Here is a 16,668-nt window from a genome sequence, read left to right as displayed (position 1 = left end):
TGGGTGAACGCGGGTTATCCAAGGTTGGAAAATGGGCAATGTTTAGATGAGCGTTGCAATGATGGACCGCAACTCAGAGATTCCATGGCCTTTTTCCGAACTCGTTAAAACAATCTCGGGGAAGGCCGCGGGATGTTTGGCTAGTGCGCCACGAACTTGCTCAATAACTTTGTCCAGATCCGCCTTGCTGGGTTTATCAATTTTGGTCAAAACACATTGAAACGTGACAGCAGAGCGATCAAGAAGAGACATGATTTCTTCGTCGACAACCTTGACGCCGTGTCGCGCGTCAACCAGCACAAAAGCGCGGCGCAGATTGGCGCGACCTGAAAGATATGCCTTAAGAAGGCGCTGCCATTTTGCGACGATGGCGACGGGTGCGTTGGCGTAGCCATATCCGGGTAAATCGACGAGATAATGGCTGTCTGCCGCGGTGAAAAAGTTAATTTCCTGTGTCCGGCCGGGGGTGTTTGACGCACGTGCAAGGGCCTTTCGACCCGTTACAGCGTTGATAAGGCTAGACTTCCCGACGTTGGAACGGCCCGCGAAACAAACTTCCAGAAGGTCACCGGGAGGCATGCCGTCCATCTCGACAACACCCTTTAGGAACTCGGTCTCTCCTGCAAAAAGCATGCGCCCTTTTTCGGCGGATTCAGCATCGGGGGTTTCTACGATTGAAAACGTTTGTGTCATATTGCGATCTCCACAGTGTCGCCGATGGTAACAGTGCCGCCGGTGGACACTTGGGCAAAAACGCCGAAATCCCGGTGATCCCAGTTTCCGTGCAAAGCCCCGAGCGTATCGACATCGCGCAGGCCCGTCTCTGGATCTACCTCAGTTGCCCGACATCGCGTAATGTGTTGCGTAACGTCAAACTCAACTGAACCGAAAGATACCTTTTGACCGATCCATTCGCGCTCCGCCCAAGCGGGCAATCCATCGATCCAAAAATTCCCGCGAAAGCGCCGCGGGTCCAATGTTGTTCCTAACTTATCAGACAGCGCGCGCAAAGAGGCAAGATTTAGAATCGAAACCCATGGTTTGGATTGATCCGTCAAACCCTGAGCTGTGGCCCGCAAAAGGCCTGTTGGCGCGGGGCGTTCAGGTGGCAACAAAGGGGTAACCCATTCCAAAAATGCGGCAGGGTTATCGTCGGGCCGGAATTGAATATTTTCGCGGTCAGGATGCGAAAGCGTGATCTCTTCGGAATTGCTATCAAACTGGGCATCAATGGCCATAAGGCTTGGATAGCCAGCACCACGCGTAAAGTTTCGGCACGACACCCATGTTCCGCCATCCGTCTTGGCTGCGCTATGCGGTACAGCCCAAACACGATCCCACGGCAGAGTCGTTCCTGCCAAGAGATCAACACACTTTAGGTGTTCGGCCCCATGCGCCTTGATTGGATGACGCCAAATTTGAGCGACAAAGGGGGCCGAATGGTTCACTTCGCGTCCGACTTCTTGCGTTTCAATCCGGAGATGATGTTGCCAAAAACATCCGGTTTAACACCTTGGCTGCGCATGATGAGATACTGTTGCGTAAAGGTGATCATGTTGTTTGCAATCCAGTAGATAACAAGTCCGGCTGCAAAATTCCCTAGCATAAACATGAAGACCCACGGCATCCATGCCATGACCATTGCTTGTGTTGGCTCGGTGGGGGCTGGATTGAGCTTCTGTTGAAGCCACATTGAGATGCCAAGAATAATTGGCAAGATTCCGAGGGAAATAATCGCAAAAATACTTCCAGCTTCGGGCGTCGCGTAGGGCAAAAGACCAAACAAGTTCAGGATTGAACTGGGATCAGGCTCGGAAAGATCGTTGACCCAACCAAACCAAGGCGCGTGGCGTAGGAGGATGGTTACAAAAATAACTTTGTAGAGTGAAAAGAAAATTGGAATTTGCAGCAAGATTGGCAGACAGCCTGAGGCGGGATTCGCCTTCTCTTTCTTATAAAGAGCCATCATTTCCTGCTGGAGTTTTTGCTTGTCATCTCCCGCATTCTTTTTGATTATTTCCATTTCTGGCTGAAGTTTTTTCATCTTGGCCATGGAAACGTAAGACTTGTAGGCAAGCGGGAAGAGCATTGCCTTGATGATCAAAGTCAAAACGATGATCGACCAGCCCATGTTACCGATAAATCCGTAAATTGTGTAAAGGAGCCAGAACATTGGTTTGGTGATCATGGAGAACACGCCCCAATCGATTGAATCGATGAAGCGCTCGACGGCTTCGTCGCGTTCATAATGCTTGATCAGCGACCATTCTTTTGCACCCGCAAAGAGGCGGCTGTCATTCAGTATAGTGCCACCGGGGGAAACTTCCATAACTGGAAAGCGCGCCTCGGCCGTATAAACGTCTTGGCTCTCAATGTATTTTGCAACAGATGTGAAGGGTTGGCCCTGTTCAGGAATGAGCGTTGTCATCCATTCCTTACCTGTGAAGCCAATCCAGCCACTTTCCACGACATCTTGCTTGTCTACTCGCGCTCTCTCTTGCTCCGAATAGTCCATGTCAGGCATTTTTTTGTATTTGTTTTTTGTCAGATGGCCGTCCGACATGCGAATGGCGCCTTCATGTAGGATGAAAAAGCCAATTTGATCAGGCGTGCCGTGCTGGGCGATCATGCCGTAGGGATAGAGGCGCTGGGATGTTGTTGTATTATTGGTGACGGATTGTTCGATGGAGAAGAGGAAGTCTTTGTCGATTGAAACTTTTTGCTTAAACAAAAGCCCCTGACCATTGTCCCAAGCGAGCGTAATCGGCGTTTCTGGTGAGAGGATCTTTCCTTCGGACAGTGACCAAATTGTACCGCGATTAGGCACGAGTTTTGGGTCCATTCCGCCAGCGGGCCCCCAACCATAGAGTGCATAATACGCATGCTCTTCACCTTCGGGGCGAAGGACTTGAACAAGGTCTGAATCGGGGTCAAGATCAACGGTGTAGTCTTTTAGGGAAAGACTATCGATCCGCCCACCGCGTGTAGAAATTGAGCCAACGACACGGTCTGTTTCAATTGGAATCCTTTGTTCTTCAACCGACTGTTCTATGGTCTCGGCTACAACTTCGGTTGCCGGAACAAGTGAAGTCGCCGGTGGCATTAAGTCCCCATCATTGGCAGTGATGGCTCCGGCCTCAGGGTCTACAAGTGGTGTTGACTGAGGCGCTATGAACGACCAGCCAATAAGCACAAGGAGGCTTAAAGCGATTGCAAGGATTAGGTTCTTATTCTGATCGTCCATTGGACCCGCCATTTTCCGGAAAAAACACAGTCAGGTTCAACCCGTCTGAGCGGAAAAGGTCAAGGGGAAACCCCTGTTATTTGTGAGGATCGGGTATGTTTACCCTTGTTTGCGGCCAATGGCAGGCGTTTGGGTTAGTTTTCCCGCATGCTTTTCCATCCAAAGCACTGTTTCAGAAAGGGGCATCGGACGGCCGATACCAAAGCCCTGAACATGTCCGCAACCAAGTTGCGAAAGTGTCGCATGTTCTCCGACACTTTCTACGCCTTCAGCGAGGGTCTCGATTTCGAGTCTCTCGGCCATTGTAAGAATGGCGGAGACCATTCGGTTTTGTTCAGGGTCGACATCGACTTTCGTTACAAAAGATCTGTCTATTTTTATGCGGTTGATTGCAAAACGGCGAATATTTGCAATGGAAGCGTGACCGGTGCCGAAATCGTCGAGGTCAATGCCGCATCCAAGTTTTGAGAGGCCGCTTATGTTGCGGGTAATTGTATCATCGTCCGAACCAGCGACGACAGATTCTAGGATTTCAACAGACAGGCGATCTGCGGTCATGTCAAAACGATCCAACTCCCAGCGTATTTTTTCTACAAGTTTGGGGTTCCGGAGTTCTTCGGATGAGAAGTTTACGCCGACTCTTGGAATGTGAATGCCCGTTTGGTCCCAGCTGCGTAGGGCAGATAGGGCGTGAAACAGAATTATTTCACTAAGGCGTTCGGACAATCCAGCTTGTTGAATTGCGGGAAGAAATTCTGCAGGGGAGACAATACCTCTGGTTGGGTGGCTCCAGCGTGCAAGAGCTTCAAATCCAGAAATTTCTCCCGTGTCAGTCGATACCTGTGGTTGGAACCATGGTTGAATTTGACCCGCTTCTAAAGCAGCCCCAACTTCGCCAATTAGCGCGGACTGGTCCTCTGCCTTTTTCTTCATTTCGGGTGAAAAAGCTCGTAGCCCTCCCGGGCCGTGTCGCCTTGCTTCGAAGAGTGCACACTCCGCGGCTTCAAGCATTGCGGACCCCGAACGGATAGACGTCCGCGTCGAAAGACAGAAACCAATTGATGCGGTGAGATACACATTCGTCGCGTCGAGACTAAAGGGCTCGGCGATGGTGGATTGAATTCTAGACCCCATTTGTATGAGATTCTCTAAATCAGCGCGACGTATTGGGGCCACGGCAATCGAGAAACTACCACCATCAAGGCGCGCCATTACGTCATTGCTGCGTAAGGCGCCCAATATACGCTCGCTTGCGCGGACCAAAATGTCTTCCGCCGCCTTGCGTCCGAATCGATCTGTGAAGTCCCGAAAATCGTCCAGTTCCACTTGTAAACAGGCTGTCGAAAGACCGCTCTTGGGCTGGCTTTCCAAAGATGTGTCAAGCGCTCCCTCAACGGCGTCGCGTAAATGTAAGCCGGTTAACCCGTCACGCGCTTCGGGAGGGGGGATGCGCGCGGTGGCTCCTCCTACGAGGCCCAAGGCAGCAGGGAGCAAGAGCGCGACGACAAGCAGCGCGGACTCTCCTCCGAGCCAAAACGCCCCCAAAGTGATCGCTGGAAGGAAGGCTAGGATGTGCGGACCGTTGATTGCACCACGAAATGATTTCACGTTTTCGTAGATCATTTGCCGAGACAACATAACAGTTTCCTTTTGAAACCCAGTATTGGGTGTGCACCGCGTTTGTGGTGCGTTCATTTGGAAACTAGCGGGTCACCCCTAGCGGACGGTTAACGTAAAATGGGGACTGAATTGCTTTTATCTACAATTGAATCTTTAGGCTCGACACTTCTACGCTCAAGACCCGCAAAATCGAAGAGGTTTGGATCCAACAAATGGGTTGGGCGCGCATTTGTTAAGGCTTTGAACATAACTTGACGCCGCCCAGGAGAATTTTTCTCCCAACCATCTAAAATTTGCTTCACTTGTTGACGCTGTAGCCCGTCTTGGCTTCCGCAAAGGTCGCAGGGAATGATTGGATAGGCCATCTTTTGTGCAAACTTCTCGCAATCCGCTTCTGAGACGTGCGCAAGGGGGCGGTAAACAAACAAATCCCCTTCTTCATTGACCAATTTAGGCGGCATGGTCGCCAAGCGCCCCCCGTGGAACAGGTTCATGAAAAAGGTTTCTAGGATGTCGTCGCGATGGTGCCCAAGTACAACGGCGGAGCAACCTTCTTCGCGGGCAACTCGGTACAGATTGCCGCGCCTTAAGCGCGAACAAAGGGCGCAGAATGTCCGTCCGGCCGGTACTTTGTCCATAACAATTGAGTAGGTGTCTTGATATTCGATTCGATGCTCAACCCCCATCTTTTTCAGGAACTCTGGGAGCACTGTCGCGGGAAATCCGGGTTGGCCTTGGTCAAGGTTGCAAGCCAATAGGTCGACTGGCAGTAGGCCGCGCCACTTGAGTTCATGCAAAACCGCGAGCAGCGTGTAGCTGTCTTTGCCACCAGACAAACAGACAAGCCACCGTGCATCGCGTTCGATCATGCCGTATTGCTCGATCGCCTCGCGCGTCTGGCGCACAATACGTTTGCGTAGTTTCTTGAAACTAGCCGACTTGGGCGCACCGTAAAACAGAGGATGAATTTCGTCGTGCTCATCAAGCATTATCTGATTCTCTTTTTGATTTGGCCTTCGGCTCAGGAACGGGATCGTATCCGTCACTCCCAAAGGGATGGCAGCGGCCAATCCGTTTCGCCGCCAAATAGCTTCCCTTGAGGGCTCCATGTTTTTCCAAGGCTTCCAACGCATAGGCAGAACACGTGGGTTGGTAGCGACAGTTAAAACCTACCCAAGGTGAAAAAACGGCACGGTAGGCGCGTACAGGGAGGGAGAGGATAAAGGCTGTGGGTGTCATGACTGACCTGCCGAGGAATTAAGCTTTGGCGCGTGGAGTTTGCGAAGAGCAAATGCCAGATCCTCTTGCAGTGCTGCGAACGTGCGGGTTGTGGTCGCCCCTTGGCGACCGATCAGGACATAGTCCCAACCTGGCAGACCACCGGACGTCAAGCCTGAGCGCGCTACCTCACGCAGCCGACGCTTAGCACGGTTGCGTAGCACGGCATTGCCGACTTTTTTAGAACAGGTATACCCAATTCTAATGTCTTCAGAGTTCACGGCGGCATCACTCTCGTCACGCTTGCGCGCTTGGAGAATAAACCCAGCCGTTGCCTGACGCTTCGCGCGGGCGGCTTTTAAGAAGTCGGGTCGGTTTTTTAGAGTGAGCAACATAGTGACTTTATTCCGAGTCGTCGCAAAAGGAGGACTGACTCACAGATAAGCTGTTTTCACTGGATCGAAAAGGGGGAGGCAATAGACAAACGAAAACCGCCGGGAACCCAAGGTTCCGGCGGTAACGAACTAAAAGGCCCAATGACGAGCCCAAGCCAAAGCCTAAACGCTTATGCGCTCAAGGATTTCCGGCCCTTCGCACGACGTGCGTTCAGAATATTGCGGCCCGCTTTTGTTGCCATACGCGACCGGAAGCCGTGGCGGTGTTTGCGAACTAGGTTCGATGGTTGAAAGGTGCGTTTCATCGCCCGTCTCCGTTATGTTGCCTGCGAATCCTTGGCGCCCCGAAGAGCGGAATCGAAGAGAAATGTATCTCGAAGCCCGTTCTTTAGGGGTGTGCAACAAAGAAGTCAATTCTTGAGGGGAGGGTTTTTGCAACAAGGCGGTCGATTTTGCCGACGAATGTTACAAAGAGGCGCCCATAAGTTACAAACGGTACCCATCCCATCACTCAACATCAAGCAGACGTGATACCCCTATCGCTCAAACCCGATTGGCCACATGTTATGCGTCACAGGCGATAATAAAGGCGAAACGATGGTAGACAACTCTGTTCCGGTGACGCACCGATTTTTGCGTTTGATTCCTTTAGTGGTGATCTTGATTGTGGCCGTTTTGGGGGCCTTTCTATTGAGGGAGCAGTTGAGCTTTGAGGCACTGCGCGCGAATCATGAAGCTTTGGTTGTTTTTCGCGATAACAATTTTATCCTAACGATGCTGGGATTTATCACTATCTACACACTCATCGTCACGTTCTCCCTTCCCGGAGCGGGTATGTCTTCGATCACGGGTGGGTTCCTGTTTTCGCTATTCCCTGGTGTTCTTTTGAATATGACTGCTGCGACTATTGGCGCCACGCTCATTTTTCTCGCGGCGCGCTGGGGGATTGGCGCAACCTTGGCCGAGAAAATGGAGAACAGCTCAGGTGCTGTAAAAAAAATCAAAGATGGAATCGACGAAAATCAATGGTCTGTGCTCTTCGCGGTGCGCCTTGTGCCGATTTTACCGTTTTTTCTCGTTAACTTAGTGCTGTCTTCGGTGGGGGTTCCACTCTACCGTTTCATCATCTCAACCTTCCTTGGCATTATTCCTGGAGCATTGGTTTACACGTCGATCGGGGCAGGGGTCGGCGAAGTTCTAGCGCAAGGTGGCACCCCAGATTTCGGTGTCATCTTTGAGGCGCATATCTTGCTGCCCATTCTGGGACTTGCGGCTCTTGCGCTCCTTCCAATTGTATTGAAAATTTTCAAAAAGGACCTCGTTGAATGAAACGTTTAGAAACAGATATTTGCGTTATCGGCGGTGGGTCAGGGGGACTTTCCGTTGCTTCTGGGGCTGTGCAGATGGGCGCGCGGGTTGTCCTTGTCGAAGGGCATAAAATGGGGGGGGACTGTCTGAATTACGGATGCGTACCCTCCAAGGCGTTGATTGCAGCAGGGAAGGCGGCTCATGCACAAACATCGGGCGCGCGCTTTGGTGTGATGCCCGTCCAACCACAAATAAATTATGCGGCGGCTAAGGATTTTGTTCACTCAGTTATCTCCACAATCGAACCAAACGATTCTGTGGAGCGCTTTGAGGGCTTGGGAGTGACGGTACTTTCGGAATTCGGAGAATTCATTTCGCCGACGGAACTACAGACGGGTGACACCATTATCAAAGCACGTCGTTTTGTAATCGCGACAGGCTCCTCCCCCTTAGTACCGCCAATTCCGGGCCTTGATACTGTGCCGTACTTAACAAACGAAAGCCTTTTTGATTTACGCGATCAACCCGAGCATTTATTGGTGGTCGGTGGCGGTCCTATTGGTCTTGAGATGGCCCAAGCACATGCGCGATTGGGATCTAAAGTAACCGTCATCGAAGGGGCTAAAGCGCTGGGCAAGGATGACCCCGAGTTGGCGGAAATCGCCCTGAAGTACCTGCGGGCCGAGGGGATTATAATTGAAGAAAACGCACTCGTGTCGGAAGTGAACGGAAAGGCCGGCGCGCTTGAAGTAAAAACAAAGGATGGGCGCGTATTTAAGGGCAGCCACCTGCTCATGGCGGTTGGCCGCAAGGTGAATATTGAACGCTTGAACCTTGAGAAGGCTGGTGTTGAAACGACGCGTTCGGGAGTGACCGTCGACGCGCAACTCAAAAGCAGCAACCGAAAAATCTATGCCATTGGCGATGTTGCCGGCGGCCTTCAGTTTACCCATGTTGCCGGATATCACGCAGGAGTCGTGATCAAATCGGCCCTCTTTGGGCTGCCTTCAAAAGCAAAAAACACTCACCTCCCATGGGCGACCTATATTGATCCTGAATTGGCGCAAGTGGGGCTGTCCGAAGCGCACGCGCGGGAAAAATATGGCGATAAAGTCACCGTAATTCGATTTCCATATAGCGAAAATGATCGCGCCATAACTGAAGCGAAAACTGAGGGGCTGGTTAAAGTAATGGTTGTGAAATCGCGACCTGTTGGGGCCTCGATCGTTGGCGCGCAGGCGGGCGAGTTGATCGGCACATGGGCGATGGCGATTGCAAATAACCTCAAAATGGGTGCGATTGCGGCCACAGTTCTCCCCTATCCGACCTTGGGGGAGGTTAACAAACGTGTGGCGGGTGCCTATTTTAGCCCTATGATCTTTGAAAGCTCAAAGGTGAAACGCGTTGTGCGGCTAATTCAGCGATTTATACCCTAGGGTAAACGGGAAAAAGAATGAGAAAAAACAGCGTTCTTAACTCGCTTTCGGGGCGATTTCTGATTTTGACGGCTCTTTTTGTGATGCTGGCAGAGGTCATGATCTTTGTGCCGTCTGTCGCGCGCTTCCGAGAAGATTTTCTTTTACTTAAGTTGGAGAAAGCACAAATTGCGTCATTGGCATTGTTGGCTGATGACATGATTGATCCTGAACTAGAAAGCGAACTTCTTGCGAATGCCGGAGTTTTTAACGTGGTTTTACGGCGGGACGAGGTGCGCCAACTTATGTTGTCCTCCCCAATTCCCGCGCCGATTTACGAAACCTATGATCTTAGGGATGCATCGCCAGTAACTCTAATCCGTGACGCAATGGTACGTCTTTGGGATAGCGAAAATCGGGTGATACGTGTGATGGGTGAACCCGTGCGCGGCGCGGGTTTGTTGATCGAATTGACAACCGATACACAAGATTTGCGCGCAGCAATGCTGGCCTATGGCGTTAACATCCTGCTACTTTCCGCTGTAATCTCAGTATTCACCGCAATTCTTTTGTTTGTCGCCGTTCGGGGATTTCTTGTGGTGCCAATCAAACGTGTGGTGCGCCACATGCAGGCCTATGCCGCAGCGCCTGAGGACCCGCGGCACATTATCCAACCCAACGCAGGCGTGACCGAATTGCGTGAAGCCGAAGAGGCTCTGATGTCGATGCAAAACCAGCTTACGGGGGCCTTGAAACAAAAAGAGCGTCTTGCCCAGCTTGGAAGCGCGGTTGCAAAAATTAGCCACGATTTACGCAATATTTTAACCACGGCCCAACTGTTTGCTGACCGTATGGAGGATTCCGACGATCCTGCAGTTAAACGAGCGGCTCCCAAATTGCTGAACTCGATTCGGCGCGCCGTGAACCTTTGTGAAACAACACTTGCCTTCGGGAAGGCCGAAGAAGCGCCCCCGGGTTTGCGGGATGTGAATTTATTTCAACTCGCAACTGACGTTGTCGAAAACGAGCGGTTGGCTTCGGGGGATACGTTGGTTTCCATTTCCGCGGACATGCCAGAAACTCTTGTTGTGAGAGCAGATCCGGAACAGTTGTATCGTGTGCTGTCGAACCTAACAAGGAACGGCCGACAGGCCATCGCCGGAACAGGCCTGGCGGGGAACGTCACCATCTCGGCCACCCAGAACGAAGAAAATTGGCTTATTGAAGTTCGTGACACTGGGCCAGGACTGCCACCCAAAGCGCGTGAACATTTATTTACGGCCTTTCAAGGAGGGATTCGCAAGGGTGGGACTGGGCTTGGGCTTGTGATCTCGGCAGAACTTATCCGCGGCCATGGTGGTCGGCTTGAATTGGCGCAAAGTGATTCTTCGGGTACATGCTTTTTAATTTGTCTTCCCAAGGTCGGAGGTGCTGCGGATGCCTTATTCGGATGAGTAAATAAGGAGCTTTTATGCACTTACAGTATTTGCTCAAGTTTTTGATGTTTAGCCCTTGCAAACTTTAGCCGGCACAGCTAAATCACCCCTAATGCACCCGTAGCTCAGCTGGATAGAGTACCTGACTACGAATCAGGGGGTCAGAGGTTCGAATCCTCTCGGGTGCACCACTTAAACTTACTATAGTTATTATTAAATTTCTTGGACTAGCAGATGCATTTCAGCCCCTGTTTAGCCCAACTAAACACTTTTGATAGGCGCACCTGTCGGTGTAGCGGCCTTAGACGCCATTTTTGAACAAGTGTTTTGGGGAAACATCCTTCGTTTTGGCGCGAATTCTACGAACAAGATGTTTGAATATCTCTACTTTAGAGGATTCCCGGCAACACGGCGGCAATGGCGTCTGACTTTTTACCTTTCAACTGCCCGTGTGTAAATTTGGTATCCCCGCTGGTCCCAAATGTTAAGCGAGAGAGATTAGTCCCCCCTCACATTTCTCAATTCCAAGGGGCGCTCGCGATGCTGAGCAATGTTAAGGCTACGGATGTAATGCCAGACTCCCTAGACGCTGTTGGCCAACGTTGCCGTTGCTTTGAATATTTGCACTAGGATAAATGGCTATCAACAGACCCACGCGGCTAAAGCCATTTCCAATTGACCTGAGCCCCTGAATTTCCTCCAAATTTGTGTAGAGTCCGCCCAACAAAAGGACGGAAAAATGAAGGCACGATTCACGGACGAACAGATCATTGCGACGAGCAAGGAACAGGAAGCTGGTGAGAAGACCATTGACGTATGTCGGCGGCACGGGATTCATTGGCTGGCAGGTTAATGCTTAACATTGACTGAGAAGCAGTTCGGTGACGTTCTATAAATACAAATCAAAGTATGGCGGTATGGAGCCTTCGGGCGCGAAGCGACTGCGCGCGCTTGAAGATGAGAACGGTAAATTGAAGAAGCTACTTGCCGAGCAAATGCTGGATAATTCGATGCTCCGAGATATCAATTCAAAAAAATGGTGAGGCCCGCAGTCAGGCGGAAAGCCGTGGCTCAATTGATGGAGGTCTATCAGGTGAGCCAACGTCCGCCCCCCTCTCATGGTTTGCTTGCAAACCATGAGAGGGGGGCGTGTAATGTTTTGCAGGTTGATAGATCCTCGATGCGATACCCGTCGCGTCGAGGAGGTGACGTTGAATTACGAGATGCTATCAAACGGGTTTCGCGTGAGTGCCGCAGGTTTGGGTATCCATTGCCCGGCAGTCGCTGCTTGCAGCGATAAGAGGGGGCGTATCCACGTGATGGTCGCGCGGGAGGGTTTTGAGGTAAACCACAAGTAGCTGCGGTGCCTTTATATTGAGGAGAATCTACTGGTGCGCCGCAGAGGCTGTAGAAAGCGCACCTTAGGTACGCGATAGCCAATGGTGCAGCCGGATGGTCTGAACCAACGCTGGAGTTTAGATTTCGTATCGGATGCGCTGACGGAGGGTCACAGGTTTCGCATCCTGAAGATTTTTGATGACTTCAGCCGAGAGAATTTGGTGCTTGTCGCCGACAGATCTATGTCGCGCCAGCGAGTGACGCGTGAGTTGGATCGGGTAATTGCTGAACGCGGAATGCCGAAAACAATTGTTTCAGATAACATAACCGAGTTTACCAGTATGGCGATCCTCAAATGGGTCCAGGATACTGGAATCGAATGGCACCACATCGCCCCTGGAAAGCCGGAACTGAATGGATTTATCGAAAGCTTCAACGGTAAGCTGAGGGACGAATGCCTCAATGAGACATTGTTTGGCACGGTAGCCGAAGCTCGTGAAACGTTGGAAAAGTGGCAGGAGGGTTACAACTGGCACAGGCCACATTCAGCAATGAGAAACTTGACACCAATGGAATTCTTGCAGCGAAAGGTGATGGATAAAATGGCCGTGTAAGGTCACAGATTTGACCCCAAGGATTCCGCGTAAACTGGAGGGAATTTGGGGAGCAGGTCACCAGCATAGTAAGGGTTTTTATATATGGGGTGAATAGCCGTTCTTACCAAAATTACTCTACTGCAATCATCTTTGTCACGCACTGCAGAAATTCCTGGCGAGCTACACAAATGCCGCATTTGGTGAATGCGACTTTCCGTGCTCTGTTGTTAAGAGTTTGAGAGTCTACTGCCAGATATGCGGTAAGTTCGTCCGGTGCTTCAATCCAATCGGGGCCATCCACATAAATGACGCCCTCTGCCCCCTTTATGTGGATGGCCTGTCCACTGGCCATGTTGCAAGCGTCACCAAAGGCGGCGCATTTTCTTTACATAAATTCAAGGGCCATTCGCTGTTTAGTGCCAGTGGACGAGTATTCGCGAAACGCCGCGAAGTTGTCTCGGGTCCAAGGGGTGAAACCGTCTGATTGGTCTGCTTTTTTTTGGGAAACTTACCGTGCCACGCGAATTTCGATCATGCCCTTTTCATCACAAAAGGCACGAAGTGAATACCAAACTTTTAGACGGTTGTTTCGGGAGTGGCGCTCGAAAGCTGCCAAGTCTGTTTTGATAATACGTGCGTTCTGGCATTCGAGTGTCACAGCGCCATAAAGGCGCCGTCGGATTGGTCGGCCGCCTAATGGCTTTTGTCGGTTGTGTTCCTTGGACCGTTGCGCTTGATGGCGTCATCTTGGCCTTACTTGTGATCTCGTTCAGGCATTGTTCTGTTATTGATGGCAAACATTGCCCGAAAGAGACCGGAACTAAACTGCGACAAGACCAAGTTGCGCATTTGAGCCCTAGTTCCTACGCAATTTGACACAGAATCAACGCTACAGGACGAATTTTATTCGTCTAGGCGGCAGTCTTCCGAGCCAGTGCCTTTGATTGTGCTTCCCCTATAGTGTGGGAGATTGAGAACTTTGAGACCAAGTGATTAAGTTTTTCCGCTTCCGATGTCAGAGAGTGGCTCGCGGCTGTGGTTTCTTCGAACATAGCTGCGTTCATTTGGGTTACTTGGTCTAACTGGTTGATAGAATTGTTTATTTCGGCTAGCCCAGATGATTGCTCCGATGAAGAATTTGTAATTTCCACCATATGCGCGGAAATATCTTTAACAGACAAAACAATTTCACGAAGAGCCGATCCGGTTTCGCCAACGAGTTGTTCTCCAAGCTTTACATGGTTTGCGCTTTCCAGAATTATTTCGTTGATTTGTTTTGCAGCGTCTGATGAGCGCAGAGAAAGATCACGAACTTCCGATGCGACGACAGCAAAGCCCCGCCCCGCCTCGCCAGCCCTTGCGGCTTCAACACCAGCATTGAGTGCTAACAGATTTGTTTGAAAAGCAATTTCGTCAATTACACTGGATATTCTTGAAATTCTGTCTGACGATTCGGCAATTGCGCTCATGGCTGAGATCGTCTTTTCCACAACTAATCCGCTGTTTTCCGCCTTGCCTTTTGCAGCATCCACAACAACATTCGCTTGGAGCGCACCATTGGCAGTGGACTGGACGCTCTGAGTCATGGCGTCCAGCGAGGAAGCCGTTTCCTCAAGGGTTGCGGCTTGCTGTTCGGTTCGTTTGGCCAAATCATCTGCTGCACAACTGATGTCATGGGCCTCGTGGCGGATCGAAGCAGTATTGCTCGCAACGGCGGTCATTGCCGCGCAAAGGTTTTCTACGGCAGCGTTGAAATTCTTGCGGAGTTTTTCGTGATCTTCCGAAAACGCATCACTAATTTTGGTGGTGAGGTCGCCCTCCGAAAGCCTATCTAGCGCCACGCTGAGCGCCAGAACAACAGCTTCCTGCTCCTTTTGAATCCTTGCACGTTGCGCCAGAGAATTCTGCAAGTTGGTGTGAGCAACGGAAACATCGCTGGCGATAAGGTTAATTTTAAAAGGTATTCCGTCGGAATTTAGAACCGGATTGAACGACCCCTCTAACCAAAGCGCTCTATCGATTGCAGTTCTTCCTTTAAACAATCCAATTACAGACTTACCTTCTGCCAGAGTTTTCCAGAAATCCTCGGTTTCAGCAGCGGTTTTAGCGTCGAATTCGATTATCGTTTTAAAGGATTGCCCGCGATAACTCGCTTCTCCAAACGCCGACATAAAGTTTTCGTTTGTTGAAATGATGGCTCCTTCGACACTAAACTCTGCTGTTATTTGATTGGAATCGATAGCGTTCAGCAAGCTCTCATTCCCACGAATTTCGGTGACATCCTGCCATTCAACTACGTTGCCATTGTAATGGTTATCCGTTCCAAAAACGCCACCCATTTTTATCCCAATTCGCCGATCTAACATGTCGAATTCAATGGCATATGGCAGGCTAGAAGGATCCTCCGTTTGAGTGAGGATGTCTATATCTTCCGGGTAAAACTGGCTCAGGCTTTTGCCAACAGTATTTTTCGAAACTTCGCGATCTTGAATATTGGCTAGGTGTGAAAAGTGAGTGTTGATCATACCGTACATGGCGGGGTTCACGTGGGTGATGATGAGGTCGCGATCAACCATCATCATTGGCACGGATGACCCCGAGAACGCGGCTCCCTTGAATTCCGTATCCACTTGCATTTCCGCGGCCTCCGCGAGGTCTTCGCGCAGGTTTTCAAGGCTCTGGGCAATTGTTCCGATCTCATCGCGCCTATTTGCGAAAGGAATCGCACTCAATAAGTCATGGTTTGCTACTTGTTTCATCGAGTGCCCAATTGCAATGATCGGCCTCGAAATACCTCGAGCAACTAAAATGGAAATCAAGACGATCCCAGTCATAATGAGTGAGATATCTCTTATCATCTTCTTGCGTAGACTTGCCGCGGGAGCAAAGAGTTCAGAGTCCGTCTGATCAGCAACAAGTGCCCATTGAATGCTTTTGTAAGTGAATCCCATGAATGCCGTGTGCACGGGTAAGCCGTTTGCACGAACACCGTTGATGCGCCCGGTCTCTCCCGCAAGAGCCATTGAAACCGCGTCTGTTTGGGGCGCTTCACTTAGAATGTCTGGGGTTTCGGAAAAACGGGTATTACTACGCAGCAAACCATCGCCACCAGCGATGAAAACTTCTCCGGTTTCGCCAAGACCTATGGGCTGCTTCATTAAAGTGTCGATGCTTTCGGTGGAGAGTTGAAAAGCGAGTACGCCAAGTTTTAACCCGTTTGGGTCAATAATCGGCGCGGCAACAAAGCTCGAAGCCAAGTTTTCGCGTGCGCCATATGGACCGATATCGCTAAAAGCTACATCGGCCATGTTCGTTAAGCCAAGAGCGGAAGTGTAAACTTCAGCGAGACCACTGTCGGCGAGAACGGGCCCTGATAATGTCTCAGCAAAATCGTTACCCTTGCGGACTGAATAAATCACATTTCCGTTGGTATCCAACAAATAGACGTCCTGATGCCCACCTAAGGTCATCAAGTCGCGAAAAAACTGATGATATTGCCCATGGGCAAAAGCATAGAACGAACCATCAAATGACTTGTCAAATAAATGTCGTTCATCCGCGGGCTTTGGATTGTTCGTCACATAAATTTTCTGAAGGAAAGATTGTGGGCTGCCTTCTATCTGTGAAAAGGCTAAAACAAGGTCCTTTGTTGCCGTTTGCGTCGTTGGCCCACTCGTTTGCGAGAGCAGTTCCTTTTCGACCCCTTCGTACCAGTCCAACAACCCGTTTCCACGTGTTTGCAGCGTGGCTGAAAGGCGGACTTGGGCCTGTTCACTCAAAATATCGCGCGCGCCTGAGTAGGCTGTAATGCCAGTGGTTGCGAGGCCGATCAGAGTCAAAGTCGAGAAAACTAGAGGGAGCTTAATTGAAAAAGGAATATTCCCAAAGAACTGCATTTTTTGCCTCGTAGTTTAAAGTTGCATGTGAATTTGGGTCAACTTGACGGCAAAATTTAAAAAAAAAGATAACGTTTCTGGTGTGGGACCGGTTCTTAGATACAATTTTATCAACCTTCCATTCAGGCGATTGTTTTTGCGCTTTGACTTCATTGGTTGGTCTCCGCACACTGATGCACATACAAATTCACATAATTTGCGG

At 50.5% G+C, this 16,668-nt stretch carries 12 protein-coding genes, 1 tRNA gene and 1 pseudogene; 5 read left to right on the top strand and 9 right to left on the bottom strand.

Going from position 1 to position 16,668, the window contains the following annotated elements:
* Window positions 1–42 precede the first annotated feature (42 nt).
* From yihA to rpmH, 8 genes are all read right to left on the bottom strand, one after another.
* Window positions 43–693 carry a ribosome biogenesis GTP-binding protein YihA/YsxC gene (gene yihA / locus AB9F29_RS15775; RefSeq protein WP_039004044.1) on the bottom strand — a complete coding sequence of 217 codons (651 nt, stop codon included), beginning with the start codon at window positions 691–693 and terminating at the stop codon, window positions 43–45.
* The gene (locus tag AB9F29_RS15770) at window positions 690–1,448 is read right to left on the bottom strand and encodes an MOSC domain-containing protein (RefSeq protein ID WP_369756373.1); all 759 of its coding nucleotides are present in this window, start codon (window positions 1,446–1,448) and stop codon (window positions 690–692) included. Before AB9F29_RS15770 ends, yihA begins: the two co-directional genes overlap by 4 nt.
* A complete protein-coding gene (gene yidC / locus AB9F29_RS15765; RefSeq protein WP_369756372.1) occupies window positions 1,445–3,244 on the bottom strand; it encodes a membrane protein insertase YidC in 1,800 nt (599 codons plus the stop codon). Before yidC ends, AB9F29_RS15770 begins: the two co-directional genes overlap by 4 nt.
* 99 nt (window positions 3,245–3,343) lie before the next feature.
* The gene (locus AB9F29_RS15760) at window positions 3,344–4,882 is read right to left on the bottom strand and encodes a putative bifunctional diguanylate cyclase/phosphodiesterase (RefSeq protein WP_369756371.1); all 1,539 of its coding nucleotides are present in this window, start codon (window positions 4,880–4,882) and stop codon (window positions 3,344–3,346) included.
* 89 nt (window positions 4,883–4,971) lie between these two features.
* Window positions 4,972–5,853, bottom strand: a complete 882-nt coding sequence (gene ttcA, locus AB9F29_RS15755; RefSeq protein ID WP_039004042.1) for a tRNA 2-thiocytidine(32) synthetase TtcA — start codon at window positions 5,851–5,853, stop codon at window positions 4,972–4,974.
* Complete coding sequence (gene yidD / locus AB9F29_RS15750; protein WP_369756370.1) at window positions 5,846–6,103, bottom strand: membrane protein insertion efficiency factor YidD; 258 nt, start codon at window positions 6,101–6,103, stop codon at window positions 5,846–5,848. Before yidD ends, ttcA begins: the two co-directional genes overlap by 8 nt.
* Window positions 6,100–6,477, bottom strand: coding sequence for a ribonuclease P protein component (gene rnpA, locus AB9F29_RS15745; RefSeq protein ID WP_369756368.1), 378 nt, complete (start codon window positions 6,475–6,477; stop codon window positions 6,100–6,102). The genes yidD and rnpA overlap by 4 nt, the downstream gene beginning before the upstream one ends.
* Window positions 6,478–6,647: 170 nt before the next feature.
* Window positions 6,648–6,782, bottom strand: a complete 135-nt coding sequence (gene rpmH / locus AB9F29_RS15740; RefSeq protein ID WP_039004038.1) for a 50S ribosomal protein L34 — start codon at window positions 6,780–6,782, stop codon at window positions 6,648–6,650.
* Window positions 6,783–7,074: 292 nt separating this feature from the next.
* Between rpmH and AB9F29_RS15735 the strand changes: the two genes are divergently transcribed.
* From AB9F29_RS15735 to AB9F29_RS15715, 5 genes and pseudogenes are all read left to right on the top strand, one after another.
* On the top strand, window positions 7,075–7,806 hold the full coding sequence (locus tag AB9F29_RS15735; protein ID WP_369756367.1) for a TVP38/TMEM64 family protein: 732 nt from the start codon (window positions 7,075–7,077) through the stop codon (window positions 7,804–7,806).
* Window positions 7,803–9,221, top strand: coding sequence for an NAD(P)/FAD-dependent oxidoreductase (locus AB9F29_RS15730; protein ID WP_369756366.1), 1,419 nt, complete (start codon window positions 7,803–7,805; stop codon window positions 9,219–9,221). Before AB9F29_RS15735 ends, AB9F29_RS15730 begins: the two co-directional genes overlap by 4 nt.
* 17 nt (window positions 9,222–9,238) lie before the next feature.
* Window positions 9,239–10,654 carry a HAMP domain-containing sensor histidine kinase gene (locus tag AB9F29_RS15725; protein ID WP_335586010.1) on the top strand — a complete coding sequence of 472 codons (1,416 nt, stop codon included), beginning with the start codon at window positions 9,239–9,241 and terminating at the stop codon, window positions 10,652–10,654.
* Between the two features lie 96 nt (window positions 10,655–10,750).
* Window positions 10,751–10,827: transfer RNA gene (locus AB9F29_RS15720), tRNA-Arg, on the top strand.
* A 548-nt stretch (window positions 10,828–11,375) separates the two neighbouring features.
* Window positions 11,376–12,588: pseudogene (locus tag AB9F29_RS15715) on the top strand (IS3 family transposase).
* Window positions 12,589–13,481: 893 nt separating this feature from the next.
* Here the strand turns inward: AB9F29_RS15715 and AB9F29_RS15710 are convergent.
* Entirely contained in the window at window positions 13,482–16,466 is a 2,985-nt protein-coding gene (locus AB9F29_RS15710; protein WP_369756365.1) for a methyl-accepting chemotaxis protein, read from the bottom strand.
* Between the last annotated feature and the right edge of the window lie 202 nt (window positions 16,467–16,668).

The sequence above is a fragment of the Falsihalocynthiibacter sp. S25ZX9 genome (genome assembly GCF_041205405.1).
GTDB lineage: Bacteria > Pseudomonadota > Alphaproteobacteria > Rhodobacterales > Rhodobacteraceae > Falsihalocynthiibacter > Falsihalocynthiibacter arcticus.
The sequence above is the reverse complement of the archived record's forward strand: the minus strand, read 5'-3'. Positions and strand labels throughout refer to the sequence as shown.